The sequence below is a fragment of the Nonomuraea sp. NPDC050328 genome (genome assembly GCF_044459405.1).
Taxonomy (GTDB): Bacteria; Actinomycetota; Actinomycetes; order Streptosporangiales; family Streptosporangiaceae; genus Nonomuraea.
On sequence record NZ_JBITIW010000011.1, the window covers coordinates 128,181 to 153,309 of the forward strand.

A 25,129-nucleotide genomic window follows, 5' to 3' on the forward strand; every position below is an offset into this window, starting at 1 on the left:
TCTTGTTCCACTGTGTGAAACGGCATTTCAAAAATGATGTCGCGTGGTCCCGCCGCCCGTCAATGGAAAGTCTGACGTTTTCGCCTAGGATGCTCGGGTGCCCATTCCCGCCTATCACCGGCTCGCGACGAGCCTCAGGGAGCGCATCCTCGCCGGGGAGTTCCGCCCCGGCGACCGCCTGCCCGTCGAGCCCGAGCTGTCGGCCGGCTACGGCGTCAGCCGCAGCACCGTCCGCGAAGCCCTGAGGTTGCTGGCCAGCCAGAATCTCATCGCGACGCTGCGCGGCGTGAGCGGCGGCAGCTTCGTGGTGACGCCGCGCCCCGACCAGATCGGCGACTACCTGCACACCAGCTTCAACCTGCTGGCCGCCGACACCCGGATCACCGTGGACCAGTTGCTGGAGATCCGCGCGCTGCTGGAGGTGCCCGCGGCCGGGCTGGCCGCGCTACGGCGCAGCCCGGCCGACCTCGCCGAGCTGCGCGCCGCGCTCTTCGATCCGGCGACGCTGCCGGTCGAGGAGATGCACGAGCCGAACAAGCGCTTCCACACGCTGCTGCTGCGCTCGTCCGGCAATCCGGTGCTCGAGGTCGTCGCCCAGCCGGTCTTCCGGGTGCTCGACGAGCGGTTCCTGCGCGAGCGGGCGCCCGGCCGGTTCTGGCACGAGGTCGACCGGGACCACCGCGAGATCCTGGCCTTCGTCGAGGCCGGCGACGAGCGGGGCGCGAGCGAGGCCGCCGGTGCGCACCTGGAGCATCTGCGCTCCACCTACCTGGCCATCGACCGGGCGAGCTGAGCGACCACGTCCGGCTCGTCCCAGACCTCCCCGTACTTGGCCTGGATGTCGAAGAGGCCGGCCTCGTGCGGACCCGCGTCGCGGTCGCCGACGGCCTGCCGTACCACGATCGGCACGAAGCCGTGCTGGATCGCGTCCACGGCCGTCGCCCGGACGCAACCGCTGGTGGAGACCCCGGCCAGCACCACCGTGTCCACCCGCAGGGCGTGCAGGGTGGAGGCCAGCGTGGTGCCGAAGAAGGAGCTGGCGTACTGCTTGACGATCACCAGCTCGCCCTGTGCGGGCGCCACCTCCGGCATGAGCCGGCCGAGGGGCCCGTCGCCGACCAGGTGGCGCAGCGGCGCCACCTTGCGGAAGAACAGCCCGCCGTCCAGGCCGTCCGCGCCGAAGGACACCCGCGTGTGCAGGACGGGTACGGCTGCCGCCCGCGCGGCGGCCAGCACCCGCGAGGCCGACTCCAGGCAGGCGCGGGAGCCGATGAACAGCTCCTCGCCCGGCTCGAAGTAGGCCCGCATGAGGTCGACCAGGAGCAGCGCCGGACGCTCACCGAAGGGCAGCGAGCGGCCGTACACCTCCTCGTGGGGCCGGATCACCGTGACACCGGGAAGGGCGAGGCGGCCGGTCCGTTCTGCGCGCGGAGGAGCCGATGGAGCATGGGGGAGTCCTTTCAGATGACCCTGGCGGACCTCAGGGCGGCCAGTTCCGCTGCGGAGAGGCCCAGCAGGCCGCCGTAGACCTCGTCGTTGTGCTGCCCGAGCGCGGGACCGGCGCTGCGCACCCGCCCCGGGGTGTCCGACAGCCTGGGCGCCACGTTCTGCATGGCCAGCTCGCCGAAGTCCGGGTGCGGGACCCGGACGATGGCCTCCCGGGCGGCGAAGTGCGGGTCGGCGAACATGTCCTTCGCGGTGTAGATGCGTCCGGCGGGCACGCCGCTGTCGTTCAGCGTGCGCAGCAGCTCATCAGCCGGCCGGCCGGCGGTCCAGGCGGCGATGATCTCGTCGAGCTCGGCCATGTGCTCGCCGCGCGAGCTGTGGGTGGCGTACCGGGGGTCCTTCGCGAGCTCGGGGGCCCGCATCGCGGCGGTCAGGCGCTGGAAGACGCTGTCCTGGTTGGCCGCGATGAGGATCTCCTCGCCGTCCTGGGTGGGGTAGACGTTGCTCGGCGAGACGTTGGGCAGCACAGGACCGGTGCGTTCGCGCTGGTAGGAGGCCTGCTGCCACTCGGGCAGCAGCGACTCCATCATGGCCAGGACGGCCTCGTAGATCGCCGAGTCGACCACCTGGCCCCGGCCGCTGCGCTCGCGCTGGTGCAGGGCGACGAGGGTGCCGACGCAGGCGTGGGTGGCGGCCAGCGAGTCGCCCAGGGAGATGCCGGTGCGCGACGGCGGCCGGTCGGGATCGCCGGTGACGTGGCGCAGGCCGCCCATCGCCTCGCCGATCGACCCGTAGCCCGCCCGGGGGGCGTAGGGGCCGCTCTGGCCGAAGCCGGTGACCCGCGTGATCACCAGCCGCGGGTTGATCTCGTGCAGGTCCGCCGGCGCCAGGCCCCAGCGCTCCAGCGTTCCGGGCCGGAAGTTCTCCAGGAGCACGTCCGACTCGGCCACCAGCCGCCGGACGAGGTCCTGGCCCTCGGCGGTGCGCAGGTCGCAGGTGACCGACTTCTTGTTGCGCGCCACCACCGGCCACCACAGGGACTTGCCGTACGGCTTCTCCCTGCCCCACTGCCGCATCGGGTCGCCCGCGGCCGGGTCCTCGACCTTGATGACCTCGGCGCCGAAGTCGCCGAGCAACTGGCCGCAGAACGGCCCGGCCAGCAGTTGTCCGAGCTCGACGACGCGGAGGTCGTCCAGGGGGAGCGGGCTCATGTCTGCTTCCTCGGTTTCCTCGGTCCGAGCAGCGACGCGCGCGCGGAGAACAGGTGGGCGCGCATGACCGCCTCGGCCCAGTCCGGATCTCCGGCGCGAACGGCCGCCGCGACCTCGATGTGGTGGTTGACGCTGCGCCGCATGGCTTCGGCGTCGAAGCTGGAGTAGGTGCGCAGCAGGACGGGCGAATGGATCAGGGAGCTGATCGACTGGGCGAGGACCGTGCTGCCGCCGAGCCGTACCAGACCCTGGTGGAACTCGGCGTTGAGCCGGTAGACCAGGTCCAGCTCGTCCCGCTCCGCGTGCTCCTTCACCGCGACGGCGACCTCGTGCAGCCGCTCCGCTTCCTCGGCGGAGGCCGTGGCCGCCGCCTGCCGGGCGGCCAGGCCCTCGATCCGCGCCCGCAGCTCGAAGACGGTCTCCAGATCCTCGGCCGGGTACTCCACCACCCGGGCGCCGCGGTTGGCCACGATCTCGACCAGGCCCTCGGACTGCAGGCGCCGCAGAGCCTCGCGCACGGGGGTGCGGCTGACCCCCAGCGACTCGGCGAGCTCGACCTCTCCGAGCCGGTCCCCGGGGGTGTAGTGGCCGTCAAGGATCAGGTTCCTGAGATCGTCGACGATCGACATGTGTACATTCCTCCGATCGGAATGGCACCATGATGGAGAAATGGCGGCGGCTGGGCAAGGGGTTGTATGCAATCCATCGACTTGGAGATCGTCGAGGTCGGCCCGCGCGACGGTCTGCAGAACGAGAGGGTGATCGTCCCCACCGCGGCGAAGGTCGCCTACATCGAGGCGCTGGTCGCCGCCGGGCTGCGGCGGATCGAGGCGGTGAGCTTCGTCCATCCGCGCCTGGTGCCGGCCATGGCCGACGCGGAGCAGGTGATGGCGCGCGTGCCGCGCGTGCCCGGCGTGCGCTACGCGGGCCTGGTGCTGAACGAGCGCGGCCTGGAGCGCGCGCTGGGGGCGGGAGTCGACGAGGTCAACGTGGTCGTGGTCGCCACCGAGACCTTCTCGCGGCGCAACCAGGGCATGTCCGTGGACGAGGCGGTCCGGGGCTTCGGCACGATCGCCGGGCGGGCACGCGGGGCCGGGCTCGGGGTGACGCTCACCGTGGCGGCGAGCTTCGGCTGCCCGTTCGAGGGCGAGGTGAGCCCGGCGTGGGTCGCCGAGCTCGTCCGGCGGTGCCCGGGCGCGCAGGAGGTCGCGCTGGCCGACACGATCGGCGTCGGCGTGCCCGCCGACGTGCGCCGGCTGGCCGCCGCGGTCGGCGAGGCGACCACCGCGCCGCTGCGCTTCCACTTCCACAACACCCGCAACACCGGCTACGCCAACGCGCTCGCCGCGCTGGAGGCGGGCGCCGCGGCTCTGGACGCCAGCGCGGGCGGCATCGGCGGCTGCCCCTTCGCCCCCGCCGCGACCGGCAACATCGCCACCGAGGACCTGCTCTACCTGCTGCACCGCTCCGGCCTGCGCACCGGCGTCGACCTGCCCGCGACCCTCGCCGCCGCGGCTCTCATCGAACGGCGCCTCGGCGCCGCGGTCCCGGCGCAGCTCGGCCGTGCCGGGACGTGGCCGGTGAGCCCGGGGACCTGAACCCGCTAGCTTGTCCTGATGGCCGAACGCAAGCACGGACGCCCCGCGCCGCCCACCGAGACGACGATCATCTCCGCCGACTGGGACGGCCGTACGGTCACCGGCGAGCGTCACACGCGGGTGCTGTTCCGCGACGTGGACATGACCGAGCTGGTCAACCACCGCTCGGTCTTCGAGGAGTGCACCTTCAGCAACGTGCGCTTCAACGTCTCCACGCACGAGGACGCCGCCTTCATCAACTGCACCTTCCGCCGCTGCTCCTTCTTCGAGGCCGCCTTCATCGGCTGCAAGCTGACCGGCAGCATGTTCGACGGCTGCAGTTTCGGCCTGCTGAAGGCCGAGGGCGGCGACTGGTCCTACGTCGGCCTGCCCGGTGCCGACCTGCGGGGCAGTACCTTCTCGGAGGTACGGCTGCGCGAAGCCGACCTGACCGGGGCCCGTCTGGCAGGTGCCCAGGTGCGGCGCTGTGACCTGTCGGGGGCCTGGCTGCACAGCGCCGACCTGTCCGGGTGCGACCTGCGCGGCAGTGACCTGAGCGCGCTCGACCCGCAGGTGACCACGGTCAAGGGTGCGATCATCGACTCGGTCCAGGCCACGACGGTGGCCACGGCCCTCGGCTTCGACGTGCAGTGGTGAACTGACAGATCTACAATGTAAAGGCGCGGGGCTGTTCAGGTTCCACGGAAGAGACGAAAGGGAAGAGCACCGGCGTGACCTTCCTCGGAACGATCAGGATCACGGGAGCACCCGCCCTGGCGGAGCTGACGGCCGCTCTCGAAGCGGCGGCCGAATCCGGCTGGGAGGCGCCCGGTGGCGTCATCCGCATCCGTGACCACCGCGTGCTCGGCCACCCGGCCGGCGCGACGGTTGAGCTGGTTCTCGCCGGCCAGCACCTGGAACTGGATCAGGCCGCAGTCGCCCTGGCCGCCCTGGGCCGTCATCTGCTTTCCCAGAGCCCCGGCCTGCTGGCGTGCACGATCAGCGCCTTGGAGATCACCACCCACGCCGGCATCGGACGGCCACGCCGCTCCGTGCCCTCCCTCCTGGACGAGGAACTCCTCGCCCTGTCAGCCCAGTACCTGCTCGCCGCGGCGGCGCACTCCCTGCGAAGGCGCGCCGCGACCCCCGCCGTCACCGCGGACGACGTGGTCGCAGCAGCGACCGACCACCCCTGGGCCCGGGAGCTGACCGCAGCGCTGGGCCCGCTGCTGATCAGCGCCGCCCGCCTGGAGGCCACGACCCAGGCCCGGGCGAACCTGACAGCCGGAGGCGGCGACACGGCCCTGGCCGAGGAACTCCTGCGCCGAGCCCGCGCGACAGCAGTCACCCACGCTGCCGAGGACTCCGCCGCGCAAGGCCGCCGCCTCGTCGAAGACTTCGTCCGCGACCACGACCTCCGATGGAACCCCGACGTCCCGCCTTCCGGACCGGACGAGCTGCTGTGGCCGGGGATCCGGGCCCTGGCCACGCTGACCTCCTCCCTCTCGGGAGCCGCCAGCCCGTGGACGCTCCTCACCCGCTTGACCGACGACGAACTCGTCAGCGAGCTGGCCGAGAGGGAGGCCGAGCGGGTCGAGATGTCCCTCGACGGCGAAGGGGAAGAAGTGGCCGGCGCCGCGCTCGCCCACGCCGCCGTCTGGCTGGCCATCCAGCGTCCGGACCTGCTGGACACCTCCGAAGGCGAACGCCTCGTGTCCGGCCTCGCCGAGGACGTCGCCCCCTTCCACCACCTCGCCTACTCAGCGCTGCTCATGGCGGGCGCCGCCCCCGTCACCGCCGCCATCGAGGCCACCGACGCCCAGACGACCTTCAAGGAGGTCACACAAGCCCTCGGCCAGGAGCAGCCGGACGGTGACGCTTACAACGCCCTGCACCACGCACTGGAGACCGTCCTGCAGCTGGGGGAGGACCTGCCCGCCCGGTTGCGCCAGCTCTTGACGATCATCACCCTGTCAGCGGACCTCACCGCCACCGAGCTCAACCCGCGCCGTGGCCAGGGCGGCTACGTCTCCTCACCCGCCGAACTCGCCGCCGCACTGCTGCGGCACCCTTCCGAGTACGCCGCCCTCATCCTGTTCGACGGGTTGAGCTCCGACGCCCGCCTACGCCTCCACGCCCTGGCCACCATCGCCGCCTTGGACCCGTCCGCCGCCGGGTCGATGGCCGCCGCCCTTCCCGACCTGACCGGCGACGCCCCGCACACCGAGCCGACCGCCCGCGCCCGCCGCTGGGTCGAAACGGCCCTGCTCACCTGGGACGGCCCCCTTCCCGACCTCGACGACGCCCCCGACGCAGGGGTGATCCTGAACGCCGTATCCGCCGGCACCGCCGTACCCACCGACTGGCCTCTGCGCCGCGTGGTCGCCGCCTCCGCCCAGGCCGCCGCCCTCCTCGCCCACGCCGCAGGCCGAACCGATCTCCTGCGCGAGATCTTCACAGCTACCTGAGCAGCGAACCGGTCATCCGCCTCGACCGACTCTCGCCTGCGCCTGCGCCGCCACGTCGGGGTCAGGATCGTCAAGGAGAAAACGCGCAATGACCGGGGGCGTCGTGGGCCAGGTGGCCAGCCACCATCGCACATTGACCGATCGATCATGGGCAAGGCGCTCCATGGCGTCATGAGGGAGCCGCCCCGACTGCACCGCGGCCGCACGGACGGCTGCGAGCCTGTCGTCGGCCAGCAGGCGAAGGTGCGCTGGTGTGGCGCGCACGTTCTGGGCCGCGCCGACGCGAACCTCGGGCTCGGGGGCGGCTATCAGCGCGGCGAGGAGGTCCGCGTCGTCGGTGTACGCGGCCAGTCCCGCACGGACGGCCGGAGCAGGGTCGGCGGCGAGGGTCGCACTCGTCTCCCGATCCAGTCCGCTGCGCTCGGCGAGCAGCCGACGCAGCACGTCATCTGCGGATCGGCAGATGGCTCGGCGGACCTCGACGCCGGCGCCCGGATGGTCGGGGAGCGACCACCGGACCGACCAGTGAGGGTCGTCCACCAGGGTGAGCAGCGCGTCAGGCGGGCAGGCCGGGTTCTCGGCAAGCGTCTGGCGCGTCTTCAGGTCCGGGTCCCGGGCCAGTTCACGCAGCAGCTCGGCCGGTGCGTCGGTTCGAGCGGCCAGGGCGCGCCTGACCGCGCGGGACGGATCTGCCGTCATGGTGTGAAGGATCTCCGGGGGAGTGGCGGGGTCGCTCGCCACGGTCACCCGGACACCCACCCGCTTGGCGCGGGCGCGGGCGGCCAGGTGAGCCGCTTCCGTGCTGCCGTTGGTTTCGGAGGTCTCTGGTTCTTGCTGCACGTGCCGGTCCTTTGTCGATCGGGTGCCTGGCTTCTTCGGCGGAAGGGCTCCCGACACTCGGTCGGTGGAGACTACTGGTCTGGCAACGCCGGGTGCCCGGCGGGCGTCCTACCCGGAGAGGTGAGGCGGCCGGGGCTGAGGGTAGCGTCGCACCCGCGCCGAGAAGGGCTGGTCAGGACCTGCGCGAAGAGGGGGCCGAGGTGAGGACGCATGGCGGAACCGTACGGACAGCGGGCCGGGCCGCGTCCGCCGGAGCCGCTTGCCGATCAAGGCCGGATCACTATTCTTGGGCGGTCGATGAAGCGGACGGCAGTGGGAATGGTGGCGTGACGACGTTGGACGCTGATGCTCAGATCACGGACCTGGGACTGAACGAACACGCCTGCCTCACCTTCGGTGAACCGGAGGAACTGCTGGACCTCACCGCCGCCTACGTCCGCGACGGCCTGTCCGAGGGCTTGCGGGTGGTGTGGTTGAGCGAGGCGCCGCAGGACGCCACGATCGCTCTCAAACTGCGCGGCGTCTCGATGCATCCGGCCGGCCGGATGGACGTCGGCGCCTGCCAGGACGAGTTGCTGACCGGGCAGGCCTTCGCGCTCGAGCAGGCGACGAGCTGGCTGCACCGCCAGATCGAGCAGGCGGAGCGGGACGGGTGCGCGGGCTTGCGGGTGGCCCTGGACATGAGCTGGGCCCTGCGGCCGATCAGCGGCATCGAGCAGTTGCCCGCCTTCGAGCGGGAGATCGCCGCCGTGCTGGCCGGCACGACCGCCTCGGTGTTGTGCCAGTACGATCGGGAACGGTTCGACCCGGTGACGCTCGCCTCGGTGTCGGCCTTTCACACTCGCTCGGTGGCCGCGGCGACCTACCACCACGACCCGTTGCTGCGGATCTGCCGGCAGTACGCGCCGCCGGGCATCCGCCTGGCCGGGCAGATCGACAAGACGGCCGAGGACGCGCTGGCCCTGGCGCTGGCCGAGGCCATTCGCGCGGAGGGTGAGGTGACCGTCAACATGGCCGAGCTCTCCTTCATCGACCTGGCCTGCACCCGCATGATCCTCGACGCGGCGCGCAGCCTCGCCCCCACCCGGAAGGTCGTCATCCGTGGCCAAGCCGCCATCCTGGCCCGTTTCGTCCTCCTCGGCGCCGCTACGGTGCCGGGTCTCGATCTGGTGACCGTCCATGACCGGTAACGAGCCCATCGACGTTCCGCGCGCCCGGGAGCACGGCCCCGGCGATCCGCTGCCGGGCGGCCGGCTCCTGGTCGATCAGCCCTTCGACCGCGGCACGCTGTACGCGATGCGGGCCACCTTGGAAGCACATCTCGCCCACGCCGGGCTGCCTGAGGGTCGCGTGGCGGACGTGGTCATCACGATGCACGAGCTGGCCACCAACGCCGTGCTGCACGGGGCCGGCTCCGGACGGCTCCGGATCTGGCGGACGGACGGAGCCCTGCACTGCGAGGTGCACGACGCGGGCCGTCCCAAGCCCGCCGGACCGGCCGAGGCCTGGCCCTTCGAGCACGGGCACGGGCTGTGGATCGCCCGGTACCTGGCCACGCACCTCGACGTGCGGACCGGGCCGGGGGGTTCGACCGTGACGGTCGTCTTCCCTCTACCCGAGCGTGACCACCGCCTGCCGTTCAGCCTGAGCCGCCGCCGGCTCGGCGGCCACACCGTCCTGGCGCTGACCGGCGACCTCGACCAGCACGCGGCGCGCGAGCTCGGCGCGGCGGTGGAGGCTCTGCTCGCCGGGGAGCGCACGGCGCGGCTGGTGCTCGATCTGAGCGGCATCGGCGACTGGGACGCGACCGGCGTCGCCGCGTTGATCACCGTCCAGCACCGCGTCACCGGCACGCCGGACGGCTTCCTGCTCCTGGCCGGGGTGGCGCCGGAGTTCCGTGAGCGGCTCGACGCGCTCGGCACGACCGCCTTCGCCTTCTGTGACAACGTCGATCAGGCGCGGGGCCTGATGCCGCGCCCGGCCGCCGGCGAGGCAGGCGGCCCGGCCTGAGACCCGCCTCATGGCGTTCCGGGCCGGTCAGCGCCCGGGTCTCGTGGCACCTCGCGCCGGGAGTCGGGACAATACGGTCATGTCGTTGTGGAAGAAGCTCGGTATCGGCCTGCTGGTGCTGTTCGGGACGCTGCTGGTCTGCCTGATTCTGGTGATCTTCGTGCCTGGCGGGTGGAAGATCGCCCTTCCCATCCTGGCGGTGCCGGTCGTCGCCGGCTTCGGCGTGTGGGCCTGGTTCGACGGATACCATCCGCCCTCTCGGCGCGACGAGGCCCGCTGGGACGACCGGAACGAGCGGTTCCGCTGATCCAGCAGGAAAGCCGCGTCACGCCGGGGGCGGGGAATCGGTGTGGCAGGCGCCGGAGGCTCGAAAGGGTTCGGCGAGCTGGGCGAGGTAGGCCGTGGGGTAGTCCGGCTTGGCGGCCATGCCGAGCTGGTCGGAGGTGAAGCGGCGGGCCGGGTCGTAGGAGAAGGTGCCGAGCAGGTGGTCCCAGAGCAGGGTGAACAGGCCGAAGTTGACGTCGCCGACCCCGGCCCACTTGAGGTGGTGGAAGCGGTGGCCCTCGTTCAGCGCGAGCACGTACTTGAGGACGCCGACGCGGTAGTCGGCGTTGGAGTGCTGTAGCAGGAGCTGGACGGCGACGGCAATGGCCAGCGCGCCGGCGACGTCGACCGGGAGCCCGATGAGGATGAGCGGAGCGACGCCGGCGCTCATCTCCAGGGTCTGGTGCAGCGGGTGCTTCATCAGGCCGTTGAAGCCGTAGAAGCGCTTGATGGAGTGGTGGACGGCGTGGAACCGCCACAGCACGCCGATCTTGTGGCTGGCGTAGTGGGTCAGGGTGATCCCGAGGTCGGCGACCACGACGGCGGCCAGCACCTGCAGGGCGAAAGGCCACGCGTGCGGCCACACGTCGGCGACCGTGACGGTGGTGGCCAGCAGCGGGATGACGCCGACGCTGACGAGCAGCAGCAGTTCGTTGACGCCGGCGTGGGCGACGTCGCGGGTGCCGTCGCCGGCCGGGGTGTTCCAGTCGCTCTCGTACGGCAGGGCACGTTCGGCCAGGAAGGAGCAGCCGACGGCGGCCGGCAGCAGGCCGACCAGCCAGAGCTTGGACGCGCCGGAGGCGGCCAGGGCGATGGCGGCCCCGTTGACGCCGAGCAGCATGAACGGGACGTAGCCGTAGCGGATGAGGGTGCGGTGCATGCCGTACAGCCTCGTGGCCTACGGCCCGCGGGGACTTGGACGGATCCGCTGCCTGTCACGCCCGCACGACGTGGACGAGCCGGGAGGGCGCCAGGCCGAACATCTCGTGGCAGGCGCGGGTCAGGTGGGAGCTGTCGGCGAAGCCCGCGCCGTGCGCGGCCTCGGTCAGGCCGGCGCCCTGGCGGGCCAGTTCCATGGCGCGGCGCAGGCGGAGCCAGCGCACGTAGACCGGGTAGGGCAGGCCGAGCTCGGCGGTGAACAGGTGGCCGAGGCGGCTGGCCGACAGGTGCACGGCGGCGGCCAGGTCGGTGAGCCGGACGGGCCCAGCCAGCAGGTCCGGCAGCAGGGCCAGGGCCCTCAGCAGGGCCGGGTGGCGCGGGCCGTGGGCCGGTGCGCTCCAGCCCCGCACGAGCGCACCCGGATCGCGGAGGCCGCCCACGGTCACGTCCCGGTCGGGCCTGCCGGGGTCGCCTGCGGTCACGTCCGGGCCGAGCCTGCCGGGGGCGCCCGCGGTCTCCTCCCCAGCTGGCAGGAGGGTGTCGGCCGCGGCCACCCAGTCGGCGACCCGGTCGTGGCGCGGCCAGGTGACGGCGGTGAGCAGGTGACGGCTTGCGCTGCCGGCCGGGTCGAGGTACAGCATCTCGGCGCGGGCGCCGGGACCCCCGCGCACGGCGTGCCGGGCACGCGGCGGGATGATCGCCGCCCGCACCCGGAGGCAGGTGCGGTGGGCGTCGGTCACGTCCACCGTCCCGGCGGTCACGACGAGGACCTGCAGCGCGGCGTGCGCGTGCGGTCCGGTGACGCCGACCTCGCCGCTGAAGGCCAGCCAGCCCGGCCGCAGCGTGGTCGTCCCCTGCCATCCGGGGGGTGCGGGCGTGGGAATCACACGCTCATCCAACAGGCTCGCACCCCCGGCTCACCGAGCGGGCAGGCCGGACTGGGACATCTCCCAGAAGGCGGCGTAGCGGCCGCCCCGGCTCAGCAGCTCGTCGTGGCTGCCCTCCTCCACGACCCGGCCGCCGTCCAGGAAGGCGATACGGTCGGCGCGCCGGACGGTCCGGATGCGGTGCGCGACCATCACGACCGTCCGCCCGGCCATCAGGCGTTCGATGCCTTCGTGGACGGCGGCCTCGTTCACCGGGTCCAGGGCGGAGGTCACCTCGTCCAGCAGCACGACGGGCGCGTCCTTGAGCAGCGCCCGGGCGATCGAGACCCGCTGGCGCTCGCCCCCGGACAACCGCGCGCCGCCCTCGCCGACGTTCGCCGCCCAGCCGCCGGGCAGGCGCTCGATCACCTCGTCCAGCCGCGCCGCGCTCGCCGCCGCTCGTACCTCGGCGTCGGAAGCGCCGGGGCGGCCGAGCCGTACGTTCTCCTCGATGGTCCCGTCGAAGAGGTAGACGTCCTGGAAGACGACGGCGAACCGCGCCATCAGGGCCTCGCTGCCGACGTCGCGCACGTCCACGCCGCCGAGGCGCACCGCGCCGGAGTCCACGTCGTGGAAGCGCGCGAGCAGTTGCAGCAGCGTGCTCTTGCCCGCTCCCGACGGCCCGACGACGGCGAGCCGCTGCCCCTCGGGCACCGACAGCGACACCTTGTCGATCACCGTACGGTCACCCTGCCGGAAGGTGACGGACTCCAGCTCCAGGCCGTGGCCGGCCGGCTGGAGCGGCTGCGGCGCCTCCGGCAGCGGCTCGGCGCGCAGGAGCTCGTCGAGCCTGGCCAGCCCGGAGCGCGCGCTGCGGAGCTTGCCGCCGAGGTCGGCCAGCGAGAGCAGCGGATCGGCGCAGCGCGCGGCCAGCACCAGGATCGTCAGCACCTCCGCGACGCCGACGCTCCCGCCGAGCGCGAGGAAAGTGCCCAGCACCAGCAACCCGGTGAACACCGCCTGCACCACCAGCGTCAGGCCGATCATGCCGGGAACCACCGACACCACGGTACGGCGGGACGCGCGCCGCAGTTCCCGCAGCGAGTCGTCGAGCGAGGTGAAGTGCCGGCCGCTCCGGCCGCCGGCGCGCAACACCGGCTGGGCCTGGAGGTATTCGATGACCCGCCCGGTCGCCTCGGTGTCACGCCGGTGGCGCTCGGCGTCGCCGGCGGCCAGCGACCGGCCGGTCCAGACCTGGATCGCCACCACGAGCGGTACGGCGATCAGCGCGGCCAGACCCAGGTGCCAGTCGTAGGCGAGCATCACGCCGACGATCGTCAGGGGCGTGACGACCGCGCCGAGATAGGGCGACAGCAGGTGCGCGAGCACGCCCATCGTCTCCAGCACGCCCTGGCCGGCCAGGACCGACACCTCGCCGACCCGGCCGGCGCCGTACCACCCGAGGGGCAGCCGGGCCAGATGCTCCCCGAGGCGGTGGTACATGCCGCCCAGCAGGGTCGTCCCCGCACGGAAGCCGAACAGGTCGCTGACGTAGCGCAGCACCGCGTAGGCCGCGACCGCGCCGCCGAAGGCGACCAGCCAGGGGACGGCCTCCCCGGGGTCGCCGCCGAACAGGCCGCGCAGCACGGGGACCAGCAGGGCGTAGGACAGACCCTCGACGACCGCGGTCAGCGTCATCAAGGCCACGGTGCGGCGCACCGGCCGGCCGTACTCCTGGCCCAGGACGCGCAGCAGCAGGCGAATCATCGGTACTCCTTGGATTGCCAGAAGGCGGCGAACCTGCGGTCGCCGGCCAGGAGGTCGGCAGGTCTGCCCCGCGCGACGATCGACCCGTTCTCCAGCAGCACGGCGGTGTCGGCGCCGGCGACCGTCTCCAGGCGGTGGGCGATGACCAGGATCGTGCGATCGCCTCCCAGCGTCGCCAGCGCCTGCCGTACCGCCTGCTCGGTGTGCGGGTCGGCGAACGCGGTCGCCTCGTCCAGCACCAGCACCGGGGTGGCCGCGAGCAGGGCACGGGCGAGCGCGATCCGCTGCGCCTCACCGCCCGACAGGCCGCTCTCCTCGCCGAGCACCGTGTCGTAGCCGCGCGGCAGTTCGAGGATCCGGTCGTGGATGTGCGCCATCCGGGCGGCGCGAACCACGTCTTCCACGTCGGCATGCGGTACGGCAAGCGCGATGTTCTCCGTGACCGAGGCGCGCAGCAGGCGCACGTCCTGGAAGACGAAGGACACCAGCCGGTGGAGCGTGTCACCGCCGATCTCGCGCAGGTCGGCGCCGCCCAGGGTGACGGATCCGTGGCTCGGGTCGAAGAAGCGCGGCAGCAACTGGACCAGCGTGGACTTGCCGCTGCCCGAGGGCCCGACGATCGCGGTGACCGTGCCCGGTTCGAGCGTGAGGTCGATGCCGCGCAGCACCTCATGATCCTCGTCGTAGCCGAAGCGGACGCCGCGCAGCTCCACCCGGTGACCGCGCGGGGTGACGGGGCGGGTGGGCTCGGGAAGCGGCCGCACGTCGAGGACGTCCCGGATCCGGCCGAGCGCCCGGCGGGCGTTCTGCAGATCGTCGAAGCTGTGCGCGATGAGCGCCGCCACCGGAGCGGTCAGGCCCAGGCCCAGCAGCAGGAAGGGCAGCAGGTCGGCCGGGGCCAGACCGCCGGTCATGATCAGGGCCGTCCCGCCGATCAGCACGACCAGCAGCACGAACGGCGGCGACAACACCACCTGCATCCCGGCGGCGACCAAGGAGAGGCCGCGCACGAAGCGGTGGTAGATGCCGACGAAGTCGTCGGTGGCCGTGCGGAACCTGCGGTGGGTACGGCCGGCGCCGCCGAACGCCTTGACCACCGAGATGCCCTGGACGAACTCGACGACGGCACTGGCGATCCGCCCCATGGCCGCGTCGAACTGCTTCTCCTCGCGCAGCCGGGCCGGGGTCATCATCAGCGGGACGTGCGCGAGGGCCAGCGCCACCGGGATCAGCGTGATCAGCGTCAGCCGCCGGTCGACGGTGAGCAGGTAGACCAGCGAGACGAGCGGCACCACGAACGCGGCGACGAGCTCGCCGGGCGCGTGCGCGATGAACGGGTGCACGGCGCTGACGTCGTCGCCGACGACCTTGGTCAGCTCGCCGGTCCGGCGCCGGGACAGCCAGCCGATCGGCACCCGCCCCAGCCGCGCGGCCAGCAGCCGGCGCAGGGCCAGTTGCACGTGGCCGTCGAGCAGGTGCCCGATCGCGGTGGATGCGGCGGTGCACAGCAGCCGGACGAGCAGGCCGGCCGCACCGGCGATCACGACAAGCCAGACCTGATCGTGATCGATCGGGCCGGGCGCCAGCAGGCGGCGCCCCAGCTCGACGACCGCCAGCAGCGGCGCCAGACCCGCGACGGCGCCGACCACCTGCAGGAGGACGACGGCCGCGAAGCTCCACCGGTGGGGGCGCAGCAGCTCGGCCACGGATCGCCCGCCGGTGTCGTCGGTCGTGGTCATCGTTCCCCTGCCGGGGCGGTGCCCGCCGCCAGGCCGTACAGGGCCGCGAGCGCGTCGTCGATGGGATGGGGCTGCGGCCGGCCCGAAGGGTCGAGCCGGTTCCACCGCTGCATGGTCACCGCGACGGCCATCTGCCGCCGGCCGTCGGCGCTGACCATGGCCAGGGTGCCGCCGCCCCAGACGGTGCCGCCGTGTCCCCAGAAGGTGCCGCCGGGCGTCTCCATCGGGTACAGGCCCAGCCCATAGTCGATGATCTTGCTCTCCTGGGAGATGACACGGACGGTGCGCCGCATCTGCGCCAGCGTCGCCGGGCTGACGATCTCACCGGCGAACAGCAGGGCGTAGAACCGGTTGAGATCGGCGACCGTCGAGATCAGTGAAGCCGACGGCCCCGCGTAGGACATGTCGAAGACGCTGAAGTCGCGCGGGGGATCGATCATGCCGAACCACGACTCGTAGATCCGCGCGTGCGGCCCGTCGACCTGCGGCCCGTCGGGGAACCCGGTGTCACGCAGCCCGGCGCGTTCGATCACGTCCTGGGCGATGTACTGCTCGGCGGTCGTCCCGGTCACCTGCTCCAGCAGTTGGGCGAGGAGCAGGTAGTTGGTGTTGGAGTACAGCCCCGGCATGCCGCCCGGGGCGCCGGCGGCAGGGGCGGCGACCCCGATCTCGATCAGCTCGACGGGGTCGAACCGGGTGAACCGGTGCTCGTCCATGCTCTCCGGCCCGGTGCCGGCGAGGTCGGGGAACGTCTTGAAGGAGGAGTAGACGTAGGGGAGGTACTCGGCCAGGCCGCTGGTGTGGTTGATCAGCATCCGGACGGTGATCGCGTCGCCTCGATCCCCGGGGACCAGCTTCGGGAGATAGCGGCCGATCGGCGCGTCCAGCCCGATCTGACCGCTCTCGACCTGGCGCAGGACCGCGGCGGCGGTGAAGGTCTTGGTGACGCTGCCGACCCGGTGCCGCAGGCCGGGGGTGATCGGGCGGCCGGTGGCGAGGTCGGCGACCCCGGCGGCGCCGCGCCAGACCTGGTCGCCGTCCCGCACCTCGGCGAACACGCCCGGCATCCCGGCGCGGTGGATGTTCTCCAGGGCGGCGTCGAGCTTCTCGATGTCCAAGGGGTTGGTCACGACAGGTGTCCTTTCGTAGTCCCAGGACGAGCACGCGGGGTGGCGGGCTCATGTCCTCATTATGCACGCACTGCGTGCAACACCAAGTGCATGGGCTAGGCTGGGACCGTCGAGAGGAGCACGATGGCGGGCCGAAGGCGCTGGTCGACCGAGGAGATCCTGGACGCGGCGGCGGAGATGCTGCGCACGAGCGACACCGAGTCGTTCAGCGTGCGCAAGCTCGCCGCGGTGCTCGGGACCGACTCCTCCAGCCTGTACCGGCACTTCCGCAACAAGACCGAGCTGCTGCGGGCGGTCGCCGACCGGATCCTGCTGTCCGCCATGGACGGCTACCGCCCCGAGGGCGACTGGAAGCAGCGCATCCTGACCATGGCCCGGCGGGTGCGAGAGGCCTTCGGCCAGCACCCCCAGCTCGCCGCGGTCTGGGCACGCTACGCCTCGGGCGGGACCGGCTCCCGGCTGATCGTCGACGAGACGCTGCAGGCGCTACGCGCTTCCGGGCTGCCCGAGGAGCAGATCCCCTTGTGCTACCACCGGATCGCGGTGCTCATCGCCGCGCTGGTCGCCTCCGAGGCCGGGTTCGCCACCGTTCCGCCCGAGGAGCACGAGCAGGGGATGGAGCAGTTCCGCGTCGCCGTCCTGGGCGCCGACCCCGAACGCTTCCCGGCCCTGGCCCACTTCGCCCGCGACATCCGCCCCCTCGGAGGGGACCGCGAGGCGGCGTTCGAGGAGATCCTCGCCGTCCAGCTCGCCCACGTCGAGGCTTTGGCAGGCACGCGCTAGCCGGCGGGCTTTGAGGACCCGCGTTGGGCGCGATCCGTCATCTACGATCTTCAGGTGCAGCCTGTGGCGCAGCTTCTCCCCGGGTTGGTGGCGTGCGTGCTCCTGGCCGCGTGCGCCCCGGAGGGCTGCTCTGCGGACCATGCGCAAGCACCAACGAGGTGCTGATCCTCGAGCCCGCCGAATCGCGCCTACTTCAGTCCCTCGAGGCTTCGCTCGAGGGCCTCGAACGGTGGGCCGGGACGGGCGCGCGCGTCACCTTGTGGAACGCCACCGGCTCCGTCATCGCCCGCAGTAGGGCTATCTTCGAACACGTCGAGTCGCCACCTGGATCATGCGGGTGCCCCAAGAACCGGGCACTTATCGAGCTCGTTCGTATGTGACGAATGTGGGACGGCTCCGCCCCTCTTGGATCTGCCCTCGCCGATCGGCTCGGAGGGTGCGGGGCGGGTGCTGGCGCTGGGTGCGGGGGTCGCCGGGCTCGCGGTGGGCGACCGGGTGGCGTGGGCGACCTGGTTGGGGTCCTATGCCGAGAAGGCGGTGATCCCGGCGGACCGCTTGGTGAAGGTGCCGGACGACGTGGGCACCGACCTGGCCGCGGCGGCGCTGTTGCAGGGGATGACGGCGCACTACCTGACCAGGTCCACCTATGAGGTCAAGCCGGGTGATCGGGTGCTGGTCCACGCGGCGGCGGGCGGGATGGGGCTGCTGCTGACCCGGGTCGCCAAGGCCAGGGGAGCGACGGTGTTCGGGACGACGAGCACCTTGGAGAAGGAGAAGCCGGCCCGCCAGGCCGGGGCGGACGAGGTGTTCCGCTACGACACCTTCGCCGACGCGCTGCGAGACACGATCGACGTGGTCTATGACGGCGTGGGCGCCACCACCTTCCAGGGCAGCCATCGCCCTGCGCAAGCGTGGACTGCTGGCGCTGTACGGCGCGGCCAGCGGCCCGGTCCCGCCGATCGAGGTCCAGGAGCTCAACCGGAACGGCTCGCTCTTCCTGACCAGGCCGAACCTGGACCACCACGTCGAGACCCGCGAGGAGCTGGAGTGGCGGGCTCGCGAGCTGTTCGAGTGGCTGGCTCGGGGCGAGCTGACGATCGATGTCTCTCGTCGCTATCGGCTGTCGGAGGCACGGCAGGCGCACGAGGACCTGGCGGCTCGCCGTACCAGCGGAAAGCTGTTGCTCATCCCTTGACGGCACCCTCCTTCTTCGGACTCACGCGGGGACGGCCGGGGTGAGTCCCGACGCCGTCTCGCGAGGTGCGGGTGAGCTGGAGCAGGGACGGGCGTGGGCTGGCCCTCGGTCGACGGCAAGGACTCCGAAGCGGTCGTGGCGCTGGAGTGCTTGGAGGGGTCTTCGAACCCTTCGCTGACCTATGTCGGGAGATGCTCGGCATCATCCTCATCGGCACCCGATTCCTGCTCCAGCCCATCGCCTCCGCGGCGTGCTACGGAACCCTCGCTCCCGTGCACGCCTTACTGCCCGCACAGCCGCCTTCGATCTCGGGCAGGTACGACCTCGTCAGCCCGCCCTCGACGTCCTCCGCCTGGCCGTCGACCATGGCGTCAACCACATCGACACCGCCGCCTTCTACTTCTCCCCGCTCCGCTCCGCCAACGAGCTCATCAACCGCGCGCTCGCGCCGTACCCAGACGATCTGGTCATCGCCACCAAAGTCGGCCCAGGCCGCGACCCGGCGGGGGACTGGTGGTGGGCCACCCCCGAGCAACTGCGCGGCCAGGTCGAGGAGAACATCCGCCAGCTCGGCACCGACCACCTCGACCTGGTCAACCTGCGCGCCGCCAACACCCGCGACTCCATCTCGGAGCTCTTCGGCGCCCTGGCCGACCTGCGGCAGGAAGGCCTGATCAGGGAACTGGGCGTCTCCCAGGTCAGCCCTGCGCAGCTCGCCGAAGCCGAAGCCATCGCCCCCGTGGTCTGCGTGCAGAACTCCTTCGGCGTAGACGCTCCCGAACGACAACGCGAGTTCGTCCGCGCCTGCGGAGAGCGCGGAATCGCCTTCGTCCCCTTCTTCGCCATGGCGGGCGCGGGCCGCGAACAGGGCCCGGGCACCGAGCAGAACGACGCAGTGACCAAGCTGGCCGCGGCCCGCGGCGTCTCACCCGCCCAGATCCGCCTGGCTTGGACCCTTCACCAGGGCCCCAACGTCCTGGCCATCCCCGGCACAGGGAACCCGGCCCATCTCCTGGAAAACCTGGCCGCCGCCGACCTCCGTCTCACCCAGGACGAACTCGCCCTCCTGTGACCTCCAGGCCACTGCTGCGCTGGAAGGGCCGGCTCCTGGCCGACTGACCGCCCTGGCCGCTGCGCCGTCGATACCGGACTCGCCTGGCTCTTCCAGTCGCCGGTCGGAGGCACAAGGTCACCGGACCTCAGGTGACCGACCCGCCGTCCGTGGGCACGTTGGGCACCGTCGCGCCTGGTCCGGTGGGCGGCTTACGTGGCCAGTGCGGGTGCCGTGGTGTACGGCTTGCCGCACCTGTGGGGGGATAGGCCTGCCGGCGATGTTCCCAGGCGACTTCGGAGCCGCCGGGCAGACGGGCAGCGCGGCCGTCGGCTAATGAGGGTTCGGCGTGCTCTCTCGGTCGCGGCGGCCGGTCCGCTCGCTCTCGTCCATCGGCGGCTGCGACCTTCGCCGCCAAGCACGCGCACCCACAAGCCGCCCGGGGCCTGCTGTGGTACGCCGACTTCCTGGTCCTCGGCGTGGCCACCTGGCACTACCGGCGCCGGAGGCGCACCCCCCGAGCGCGAGCGGGTCAGTCGAGCAGGGCCGTTGCCTCGACCTCCACCAGCACGTCCGGCTCGAAGAGGTAGTCGACGCCGATGAGGGAGGCCGGCGGCATGGGGAGCTGGAGGCCGATCTCGTCGGCGACGGCCTCGACGCCGGCCATGAGGTCGCTGATCTTCTCCGGGCTCCACCGGGTGACGTAGAAGGTCAGGCGCAGGACGTCGGCGAACGAGGCGCCCGCGCCGGTCAGGCCGAGGGCGGTGTTCCGCAGGGCCTGCGCGACCTGGCCGGCGAGGTCGCCGGGTGCGACCGGGGTCCCGTCGGCCAGGCGGGCGACCTGCCCGCTGACGTGCACCTGCGTCGTGCCGGTGCCGACGGCCACGTGGTGGTAGGGGGTGGGCTGCGGCAGGCCGGCGGGGGTGAAGTGCTTGACGCTCATGGGTGTTTCTCCTCGTCGAAGTAGGTATCTGTAAGCTACCTAGTAGGCCAAGGACACTTCAACGAGACCAGGTTTCACCATGGATACCGACGGCGAACTGCGGATCGACGCCCCGCACCGCGAACTCCTCGATCAGGTGCTGGACAAGTGGTCCCTCGGCGTGCTCAACGAACTGTGTGAACGCCCCTGCCGCTTCAACGAGCTGCGACGGGCCGTTCCCGCGGTCACCCAGAAGTCGCTGACCGCGACCCTGCGCCGCCTCGAGCGCAACGGGGTGGTCGAACGCGAGGTCATCTCCACGCGCCCGGTCGCGGTCAGGTACCGGATCACGCCTCTGGGCAAGACCTTGCGGCCACCCGTCGAGGTGCTGCTGGCATGGGCCTCCGAGCACATGCCGGCCGTCGAACGTGCCCGCGAAGCCTTCGACACCCGAGACGACCAGGGCTGAGCCTCGATCGGCAGGCGGTCAAGGGAGGGACCTCCCGGCTCACCTCGGCCGGGTCAGGAGCGGAAGCGCGGTCAGGCCGTGCCGCCTGAGCCGTGGCCGCACGAAGCCATGGAAGCTGGGACGAGTGAGCTGACCGAGCAGGAACGGCAGCGGCCCGCCCGGGATACGGGCGTAGTTGATCAGCGCGAACGGCGCCTCACCCACCGGTCGCAGCGGGAGCGAGTTGTCGACGCCGATCACGTCGGTGTACCACCCGGCGACCGACTTCCACCCGGCGACCGCCGCGTCACCGGACGGGGCGAGGAAGTGGTTGAACAGGTAGAACCCGGTCGACGGGTGCTCGGTGTCGCCCAGCGTGACCGGGTTGACCGCCGGAACCACCAGGCTCGCCCCGATCTCGGCGAACGGCGTCGAGGCGCGGACCGCTTCGACGGTGTCCGGCGAGGTGGTCTCCACCAGCATCGTCACGTCGAAGCGCGGCATGCCCTTCAGCGGTGGGATCAGCACCGCCTCGAAGACCCGCGCCCGGACCACGTCCGGCCGTGCGGCGAGCTGCTGCGCCAGCACGCGGCACCGCTCGACCACCCCCTCCCGCTCGGCGCTGCGCCCGGCCCGCGGCAGCGCGGGCGGATCGACCGACAGGCCCAGATAGAGGTATCCCGAGCTGGTGGGCGGGCCGAACGCCGGCTCCGGGTGGGTGTCGTCTCTGGCGGTCATCTCGGCCGTCTCCTCTCTTGGCTTCCGGTTCTCATCCAACCGACGAGACACCCCGGCGAAAGGTGAGCCGCGATCGCCGCTGCCCGGCCGTGTCGCGTAGCGGTCAAGAGGCAGGCCGGAAGCGGGAGTGCTGGGCGAGGAACCAGTCGGTGGCGAGGTCGGTTTCCGTGATGCGCCCGATCAGCGCCAGGGCCGAGCTGATGCTCTCCGGATCCTCCACGCGATCGTCGAGGCCGTCGCCCTCGTTGAGCTGGAAGCGCAGTCCCGCCATCAGGTGATCGAGCGCGTGCGGGTCGTCGCCGGACAGCCTCCAGCTCTCGGGCCAGAGAGGGTCGAAGGAGACGACGGTCCGGCCGTCGCGGGCGTAGTCGAAGTAGGCGTTGAAGGTGATGTCCATGTGGAGGCCGACGGCCTGGCGGCCGCCCTCGGTGAGGGCGCGCAGGAACTCACCGTCGCCGTGTCCCGGGATGACGCCGATCCAGCCGTTGACCTCGGCCACCCAGCGGGATCCGTCGTCGATGGCGTGATCGAGGATCTCGCTCAGGTGACACGGCGTCCGGGTGGCGAGGTCGAAGTGGAAGTCACGGGCGAGGGCGTCGAGGTCCGCACCCTTGATCCACATGGCGCTGAAGCCCAGCGCCCACAGATCCATCTCGGCGTCCAGGTCCTCGGTGAAGAGGGTCGAGACCAGCAGGTCGTGCAGGTAGGTCGGTGGCTGCATGGCCGCCTCTCTCACAGGAAGGTGTGCCCAGCGCGGCGGGCGGCCAGTTCGCCGCGGATGACCACGAGGAGGGTCGAGGTGAGGTGCGGGGTCAGCGGCTCGTGCAGCCAGCCGTCGGCGTGCCGCTCCGCGTGGAAAGGCCCGCCCACCCCCATGCTCACCAGCCGCTCGGCCAGGTCGGGGTGCTGCTCGAACTTGGCGCGCATCAGGGCGGCGAGGACGCCTGCCGACTCGAACTGCCACGTGTCGCGAACATGGACGAAGGAGACCAGCTCCTTGACCTCCCGCGGGCCGGGCGCGGCGCGGATCGCCTCGCGCAGGCCCTCGTCCGTCACGGCGAGGGCCCAGTAGGCGTGGACGACGCTCGGATAGACCTGCCCGCCGTACGAGATGGGCGCCGGGTACTCGTTCCGGAGGACGGCGAAGACGTCGTGCCGGGGTGGCCGCGGTTCTTCCCCCTGCACGGGGAGGAAGACGTCGCGATCTTCGATCGGCCACAGGGCGGCTCTGTGGGGTTGCGCGGGCAGGTTGCCGAGGGCCTGACCGCGTAACCAGGTGGTCAGCCCGCGGGCGGCCTCGCCGACCGCCAGCCCCTCCGCGTCGTCGTCACACTCGTCCGGCGACGGCGTGTTGTACTCGTAGCAGTCGATCGCGGTGAGTACGGCCAGCGGAGTCCACAGGGCGCGCCCGGCGAGGTCGGCGGTGGCCTCGGTGAGCGCCGTCCGCTGCCCGTACGTGGGACTCTCGGGGAAGGGGTCGACGAACTCGTAGCGCTGGAACCGGTCGTATCCGACCGAGTGCTCCGACCAGGCCAGCGCCGCGGTCACCAGCGCGTCGACGTGCGTCTTGCCCAGCTCCATCTCACTCACCCGGCGAAGGTTAGCCCTCGCCACCGACATTCTCCTGCCGCTCTGCGGACGTCAGGGCAAGCTGGCCGTACAGCGCCTCCTCCGACAAGGCTCCGCCGTTCAGCGCGGGCTTGCGGTTGAAGCGGACCACCGGCACCGCGGTAACGTCCCGTGCCCAGCGCACGGCGACCGCGGGGTCCCACCGTACGCCGGTCTCGGCGGCCAGCCCGCGCAGGACGTCGAGGTCGCCGACGGCGGCGCCGTCCACGAAGTGGGCCTGGAAGAGGCGGGCGGTCATCGGCTCGGCCAGTCCCTGGGCGGCGGCCATGGCGATCAGGTGGTGGGCGTGGGCAGTGTCGGCCGTCACCGCCTGGGCGAAGTTCAGCGGGATGCCTTCGGCGGCGGCCAGGGCGTCGACCCGCGCCACCCCGCGCTCGCCGAACCTGGCCAGGCTCTGCTGGAGCTTGGACTCGCCGCCCACCGCCCCGGGCTCCACCTGCCACGAGCGGATGGTGAGGTCGATGTGCCCGCCCTCCGCGCGGAACCGGGCGGCGGCTCGCCGGTAGCGGGTGAAGGCCAGGTAGGACCAGATGCAGATGACGTCGAGGGTGATGTCCACCTGTGCGGTGTTCTTCATGGTCTTCAGCCTGGCCGCCGCCTTGACCTGCGACAACGACGGATTCCGCAACGATCGCTAACCTGCGGGTTATGGAACGGCGTGACATCGAGATCTTCCTGACCCTGGCCGAGGAGCTGCACTTTGGTCGTACGGCGGAGCGGCTGGGCGTCAGTGGCGCCCGGGTGAGCCAGACGATCAAGCAGTTGGAGCGCCGGTTCGGCGTCGCCCTGTTCCAGCGGACCAGCCGGCAGGTGGCGCTCACCCCGGTCGGCGGCCAACTGCGCGAGGACGTGCAGGCGGGCTACCAGCGCATCCAGGAGGGCATCGCCAAGGCGGTCGCCGCCGGGCGAGGGTTCGCCGGGACGTTGCGAGTCGGCTTCTCCAGCCCCCTGGTGGGCGAGGCGATCATGGCCGCCGCCCAGAAGTTCCGCACCCGCCACCCGGACTGCGAGGTGCGCATCCGCGAGGTGCACCTGTCGGATGCGTTCGGCGCGCTGCGCTCCGACGAGCTCGACCTGCAGATCACCGAGCTGCCCGTCCAGGAGCCGGACCTGGCCGGTGGGCCGGCCGTGCTGCGCGACCCCCGCCTGCTGGCCGTGTCCGCCAAGCATCCTTTCGCCCGCCGCGACCACGTCACCGTCGAGGATCTCGCCCGGGACGTCGTGCTGGTGCCCGCCGACGCCCCCGCCTACCTCCTGGACGCGATCATCCCGGCGATGACGCCCGGCGGGCAGGCCATCCGGCGTGAGACCGTGCTGACCTCGCGGCAGGAACTGCTCACGCTGGTCAGCGGCGGCGCGGGAATGGCCGTGGTCGGGAGCCAGGCCACCCGGTACCACGCCCGGCCGGACATCGCCTACGTCCCCATCGCCGGCCTGCCGCCCCTCGAGTACGGCCCGGTCTGGCCGGTCGGCGGGCAGACCAGCAGGGTCCGTTCCTTCCTCGCGCTCCTTCAGGCCGAGCTCGATCGCTAACCCAGAGGTTGTCGATCGTTTCGGTTTCCGTCGTTGTTGCTGGTAGGCGCGGTGCGGAGGATGGAGGCATGACAACGACGAAGCAGACCACCGTGACCAACCCCATCCCCGAGGAGTACAAGGGCGGCGTCCCCTACCTCAACGTGCACGACGCCAAGGCGGCCCTCGCCTTCTACCGCGAGGCCTTCGGCGCGGACGTGCGCATCGAGATCCCCCGCCAGGGCGACAAGATCGCGCATGCCGAGTTCCGGATCGGCGCCGCGGTGTTCATGCTGCGTGACGAGTACCCCGAGTACCGCTTCCGCAGCCCGAGGACGATCGGCGGCACGCCGGTCAACCTGATGGTCTTCGTGCCGGACGTGGAGGCGTTCGCCGAGCGGGCCATCGCCGCGGGGGCGAGCGTCATCCGGCCGGTCGAGATGCAGTTCCACGGTGACCTGCAGGTCGAGCTGGAGGACCCGTTCGGGCACTCGTGGTTCTTCACCAGCCGGGTGGCGCACATGGATGAGACGGAGCTGAAGGAGACCGCCGCCGCGGTGAACCTCTGAACCCTAGGGCCCGACCGGCGTCCGG

At 71.8% G+C, this 25,129-nt stretch carries 27 protein-coding genes and 1 pseudogene; 14 read left to right on the forward strand and 14 right to left on the reverse strand.

Features of this window, described 5'->3' with window-relative positions; translation table 11 throughout:
• The first annotated feature begins 97 nt into the window (after window positions 1-97).
• On the forward strand, window positions 98-793 hold the full coding sequence (locus ACIBG7_RS34460) for an FCD domain-containing protein (protein ID WP_357925918.1): 696 nt from the start codon (window positions 98-100) through the stop codon (window positions 791-793).
• Here the strand turns inward: ACIBG7_RS34460 and ACIBG7_RS34465 are convergent.
• The 3 genes from ACIBG7_RS34465 to ACIBG7_RS34475 all read right to left on the reverse strand — a co-directional run bounded on the left by ACIBG7_RS34465 (window position 766) and on the right by ACIBG7_RS34475 (window position 3,286).
• A complete protein-coding gene (locus tag ACIBG7_RS34465) occupies window positions 766-1,386 on the reverse strand; it encodes an isochorismatase family protein (RefSeq protein WP_397338917.1) in 621 nt (206 codons plus the stop codon). The genes ACIBG7_RS34460 and ACIBG7_RS34465 overlap by 28 nt on opposite strands.
• Window positions 1,387-1,460: 74 nt before the next feature.
• Window positions 1,461-2,657 (reverse strand): CaiB/BaiF CoA transferase family protein, encoded by a 1,197-nt coding sequence (locus tag ACIBG7_RS34470; RefSeq protein WP_397338918.1) that lies wholly within the window; start codon window positions 2,655-2,657, stop codon window positions 1,461-1,463.
• Window positions 2,654-3,286, reverse strand: coding sequence for a GntR family transcriptional regulator (locus tag ACIBG7_RS34475; RefSeq protein ID WP_397338919.1), 633 nt, complete (start codon window positions 3,284-3,286; stop codon window positions 2,654-2,656). Before ACIBG7_RS34475 ends, ACIBG7_RS34470 begins: the two co-directional genes overlap by 4 nt.
• Before the next feature lie 66 nt (window positions 3,287-3,352).
• Here ACIBG7_RS34475 and ACIBG7_RS34480 point away from each other — a divergent pair, with 66 nt between their 5' ends.
• The 3 genes from ACIBG7_RS34480 to ACIBG7_RS34490 all read left to right on the forward strand — a co-directional run bounded on the left by ACIBG7_RS34480 (window position 3,353) and on the right by ACIBG7_RS34490 (window position 6,702).
• Window positions 3,353-4,255 carry a hydroxymethylglutaryl-CoA lyase gene (locus ACIBG7_RS34480; protein WP_397338920.1) on the forward strand — a complete coding sequence of 301 codons (903 nt, stop codon included), beginning with the start codon at window positions 3,353-3,355 and terminating at the stop codon, window positions 4,253-4,255.
• An 18-nt stretch (window positions 4,256-4,273) separates the two neighbouring features.
• Window positions 4,274-4,891 (forward strand): pentapeptide repeat-containing protein, encoded by a 618-nt coding sequence (locus ACIBG7_RS34485; protein ID WP_397338921.1) that lies wholly within the window; start codon window positions 4,274-4,276, stop codon window positions 4,889-4,891.
• 74 nt (window positions 4,892-4,965) lie between these two features.
• Window positions 4,966-6,702, forward strand: a complete 1,737-nt coding sequence (locus ACIBG7_RS34490) for a hypothetical protein (protein ID WP_397338922.1) — start codon at window positions 4,966-4,968, stop codon at window positions 6,700-6,702.
• Window positions 6,703-6,714: 12 nt separating this feature from the next.
• Here the strand turns inward: ACIBG7_RS34490 and ACIBG7_RS34495 are convergent, their stop codons facing one another.
• Window positions 6,715-7,542: a hypothetical protein gene (locus tag ACIBG7_RS34495; RefSeq protein WP_397338923.1), complete on the reverse strand. Its 828-nt coding sequence runs from the start codon at window positions 7,540-7,542 to the stop codon at window positions 6,715-6,717.
• Window positions 7,543-7,868: 326 nt separating this feature from the next.
• Here ACIBG7_RS34495 and ACIBG7_RS34500 point away from each other — a divergent pair, with 326 nt between their 5' ends.
• From ACIBG7_RS34500 to ACIBG7_RS34510, 3 genes are all read left to right on the forward strand, one after another.
• A complete protein-coding gene (locus ACIBG7_RS34500; RefSeq protein WP_357925936.1) occupies window positions 7,869-8,732 on the forward strand; it encodes an MEDS domain-containing protein in 864 nt (287 codons plus the stop codon).
• The gene (locus ACIBG7_RS34505; protein ID WP_397338924.1) at window positions 8,722-9,552 is read left to right on the forward strand and encodes an ATP-binding protein; all 831 of its coding nucleotides are present in this window, start codon (window positions 8,722-8,724) and stop codon (window positions 9,550-9,552) included. Before ACIBG7_RS34500 ends, ACIBG7_RS34505 begins: the two co-directional genes overlap by 11 nt.
• A 79-nt stretch (window positions 9,553-9,631) precedes the next feature.
• The gene (locus ACIBG7_RS34510; RefSeq protein WP_357925941.1) at window positions 9,632-9,859 is read left to right on the forward strand and encodes a hypothetical protein; all 228 of its coding nucleotides are present in this window, start codon (window positions 9,632-9,634) and stop codon (window positions 9,857-9,859) included.
• 18 nt (window positions 9,860-9,877) lie between these two features.
• On the opposite strand, the gene ACIBG7_RS34515 is transcribed toward ACIBG7_RS34510, so the two are convergent.
• Genes ACIBG7_RS34515 through ACIBG7_RS34535 form a run of 5 tightly spaced genes read right to left on the reverse strand, consistent with a single transcriptional unit; the run spans window position 9,878 to window position 16,257 of the window.
• On the reverse strand, window positions 9,878-10,756 hold the full coding sequence (locus tag ACIBG7_RS34515) for a sterol desaturase family protein (protein ID WP_397338925.1): 879 nt from the start codon (window positions 10,754-10,756) through the stop codon (window positions 9,878-9,880).
• Window positions 10,757-10,811: 55 nt separating this feature from the next.
• Window positions 10,812-11,654 (reverse strand): helix-turn-helix transcriptional regulator, encoded by an 843-nt coding sequence (locus ACIBG7_RS34520; RefSeq protein WP_397338927.1) that lies wholly within the window; start codon window positions 11,652-11,654, stop codon window positions 10,812-10,814.
• 18 nt (window positions 11,655-11,672) lie between these two features.
• Window positions 11,673-13,388: an ABC transporter ATP-binding protein gene (locus tag ACIBG7_RS34525; protein WP_397338928.1), complete on the reverse strand. Its 1,716-nt coding sequence runs from the start codon at window positions 13,386-13,388 to the stop codon at window positions 11,673-11,675.
• Window positions 13,385-15,127: an ABC transporter ATP-binding protein gene (locus tag ACIBG7_RS34530; protein ID WP_397338929.1), complete on the reverse strand. Its 1,743-nt coding sequence runs from the start codon at window positions 15,125-15,127 to the stop codon at window positions 13,385-13,387. Before ACIBG7_RS34530 ends, ACIBG7_RS34525 begins: the two co-directional genes overlap by 4 nt.
• The gene (locus ACIBG7_RS34535; RefSeq protein WP_357925955.1) at window positions 15,124-16,257 is read right to left on the reverse strand and encodes a serine hydrolase domain-containing protein; all 1,134 of its coding nucleotides are present in this window, start codon (window positions 16,255-16,257) and stop codon (window positions 15,124-15,126) included. Before ACIBG7_RS34535 ends, ACIBG7_RS34530 begins: the two co-directional genes overlap by 4 nt.
• A 123-nt stretch (window positions 16,258-16,380) precedes the next feature.
• Between ACIBG7_RS34535 and ACIBG7_RS34540 the strand changes: the two genes are divergently transcribed.
• From ACIBG7_RS34540 to ACIBG7_RS34555, 4 genes and pseudogenes are all read left to right on the forward strand, one after another.
• Window positions 16,381-17,040: a TetR/AcrR family transcriptional regulator gene (locus ACIBG7_RS34540; protein WP_397338930.1), complete on the forward strand. Its 660-nt coding sequence runs from the start codon at window positions 16,381-16,383 to the stop codon at window positions 17,038-17,040.
• A 447-nt stretch (window positions 17,041-17,487) separates the two neighbouring features.
• Window positions 17,488-17,868, forward strand: a pseudogene (locus tag ACIBG7_RS34545) (quinone oxidoreductase); the annotation flags it as partial.
• Window positions 17,869-17,899: 31 nt separating this feature from the next.
• Complete coding sequence (locus ACIBG7_RS34550; protein ID WP_397338931.1) at window positions 17,900-18,235, forward strand: zinc-binding dehydrogenase; 336 nt, start codon at window positions 17,900-17,902, stop codon at window positions 18,233-18,235.
• 250 nt (window positions 18,236-18,485) lie between these two features.
• Window positions 18,486-19,307 carry an aldo/keto reductase gene (locus ACIBG7_RS34555; RefSeq protein ID WP_397338932.1) on the forward strand — a complete coding sequence of 274 codons (822 nt, stop codon included), beginning with the start codon at window positions 18,486-18,488 and terminating at the stop codon, window positions 19,305-19,307.
• A gap of 511 nt (window positions 19,308-19,818) precedes the next feature.
• Here ACIBG7_RS34555 and ACIBG7_RS34560 read toward each other — a convergent pair.
• Window positions 19,819-20,229: a RidA family protein gene (locus ACIBG7_RS34560; protein WP_397338933.1), complete on the reverse strand. Its 411-nt coding sequence runs from the start codon at window positions 20,227-20,229 to the stop codon at window positions 19,819-19,821.
• A 79-nt stretch (window positions 20,230-20,308) separates the two neighbouring features.
• On the opposite strand from ACIBG7_RS34560, the gene ACIBG7_RS34565 reads away from it, so the two are divergent.
• A complete protein-coding gene (locus tag ACIBG7_RS34565; RefSeq protein WP_397338934.1) occupies window positions 20,309-20,677 on the forward strand; it encodes a winged helix-turn-helix transcriptional regulator in 369 nt (122 codons plus the stop codon).
• Between the two features lie 39 nt (window positions 20,678-20,716).
• Here ACIBG7_RS34565 and ACIBG7_RS34570 read toward each other — a convergent pair whose 3' ends face one another.
• From ACIBG7_RS34570 to ACIBG7_RS34585, 4 genes are all read right to left on the reverse strand, one after another.
• Window positions 20,717-21,394 carry a hypothetical protein gene (locus tag ACIBG7_RS34570; protein ID WP_397338935.1) on the reverse strand — a complete coding sequence of 226 codons (678 nt, stop codon included), beginning with the start codon at window positions 21,392-21,394 and terminating at the stop codon, window positions 20,717-20,719.
• 103 nt (window positions 21,395-21,497) lie between these two features.
• Window positions 21,498-22,115, reverse strand: coding sequence for a DUF6461 domain-containing protein (locus ACIBG7_RS34575; RefSeq protein ID WP_397338936.1), 618 nt, complete (start codon window positions 22,113-22,115; stop codon window positions 21,498-21,500).
• A gap of 11 nt (window positions 22,116-22,126) precedes the next feature.
• Entirely contained in the window at window positions 22,127-22,984 is an 858-nt protein-coding gene (locus tag ACIBG7_RS34580) for an NADAR family protein (RefSeq protein WP_357925979.1), read from the reverse strand.
• Window positions 22,985-22,994: 10 nt separating this feature from the next.
• Entirely contained in the window at window positions 22,995-23,600 is a 606-nt protein-coding gene (locus tag ACIBG7_RS34585) for a DsbA family protein (protein WP_397338937.1), read from the reverse strand.
• Window positions 23,601-23,671: 71 nt separating this feature from the next.
• On the opposite strand from ACIBG7_RS34585, the gene ACIBG7_RS34590 reads away from it, so the two are divergent.
• The gene (locus ACIBG7_RS34590) at window positions 23,672-24,556 is read left to right on the forward strand and encodes a LysR family transcriptional regulator (protein WP_397338938.1); all 885 of its coding nucleotides are present in this window, start codon (window positions 23,672-23,674) and stop codon (window positions 24,554-24,556) included.
• Window positions 24,557-24,624: 68 nt separating this feature from the next.
• Window positions 24,625-25,104, forward strand: coding sequence for a VOC family protein (locus ACIBG7_RS34595; RefSeq protein ID WP_397338939.1), 480 nt, complete (start codon window positions 24,625-24,627; stop codon window positions 25,102-25,104).
• Window positions 25,105-25,129 lie beyond the last annotated feature (25 nt).

Excerpts from the sequence above, each read along its gene's own strand:
- ACIBG7_RS34570 (WP_397338935.1), bottom strand. The coding sequence starts at position 21,394 with ATGACCGCCAGAGACGACACCCACCCGGAGCCGGCGTTCGGCCCGCCC.
- ACIBG7_RS34530 (WP_397338929.1), bottom strand. The coding sequence starts at position 15,127 with ATGACCACGACCGACGACACCGGCGGGCGATCCGTGGCCGAGCTGCTG.
- ACIBG7_RS34525 (WP_397338928.1), bottom strand. The coding sequence starts at position 13,388 with ATGATTCGCCTGCTGCTGCGCGTCCTGGGCCAGGAGTACGGCCGGCCG.
- ACIBG7_RS34505 (WP_397338924.1), top strand. The coding sequence starts at position 8,722 with ATGACCGGTAACGAGCCCATCGACGTTCCGCGCGCCCGGGAGCACGGC.
- ACIBG7_RS34515 (WP_397338925.1), bottom strand. The coding sequence starts at position 10,756 with ATGCACCGCACCCTCATCCGCTACGGCTACGTCCCGTTCATGCTGCTC.
- ACIBG7_RS34540 (WP_397338930.1), top strand. The coding sequence starts at position 16,381 with ATGGCGGGCCGAAGGCGCTGGTCGACCGAGGAGATCCTGGACGCGGCG.
- ACIBG7_RS34510 (WP_357925941.1), top strand. The coding sequence starts at position 9,632 with ATGTCGTTGTGGAAGAAGCTCGGTATCGGCCTGCTGGTGCTGTTCGGG.
- ACIBG7_RS34485 (WP_397338921.1), top strand. The coding sequence starts at position 4,274 with ATGGCCGAACGCAAGCACGGACGCCCCGCGCCGCCCACCGAGACGACG.
- ACIBG7_RS34575 (WP_397338936.1), bottom strand. The coding sequence starts at position 22,115 with ATGCAGCCACCGACCTACCTGCACGACCTGCTGGTCTCGACCCTCTTC.
- ACIBG7_RS34590 (WP_397338938.1), top strand. The coding sequence starts at position 23,672 with ATGGAACGGCGTGACATCGAGATCTTCCTGACCCTGGCCGAGGAGCTG.
- ACIBG7_RS34550 (WP_397338931.1), top strand. The coding sequence starts at position 17,900 with ATGACGGCGTGGGCGCCACCACCTTCCAGGGCAGCCATCGCCCTGCGC.
- ACIBG7_RS34475 (WP_397338919.1), bottom strand. The coding sequence starts at position 3,286 with ATGTCGATCGTCGACGATCTCAGGAACCTGATCCTTGACGGCCACTAC.
- ACIBG7_RS34585 (WP_397338937.1), bottom strand. The coding sequence starts at position 23,600 with ATGAAGAACACCGCACAGGTGGACATCACCCTCGACGTCATCTGCATC.
- ACIBG7_RS34595 (WP_397338939.1), top strand. The coding sequence starts at position 24,625 with ATGACAACGACGAAGCAGACCACCGTGACCAACCCCATCCCCGAGGAG.
- ACIBG7_RS34565 (WP_397338934.1), top strand. The coding sequence starts at position 20,309 with ATGGATACCGACGGCGAACTGCGGATCGACGCCCCGCACCGCGAACTC.
- ACIBG7_RS34480 (WP_397338920.1), top strand. The coding sequence starts at position 3,353 with ATGCAATCCATCGACTTGGAGATCGTCGAGGTCGGCCCGCGCGACGGT.
- ACIBG7_RS34560 (WP_397338933.1), bottom strand. The coding sequence starts at position 20,229 with ATGAGCGTCAAGCACTTCACCCCCGCCGGCCTGCCGCAGCCCACCCCC.
- ACIBG7_RS34470 (WP_397338918.1), bottom strand. The coding sequence starts at position 2,657 with ATGAGCCCGCTCCCCCTGGACGACCTCCGCGTCGTCGAGCTCGGACAA.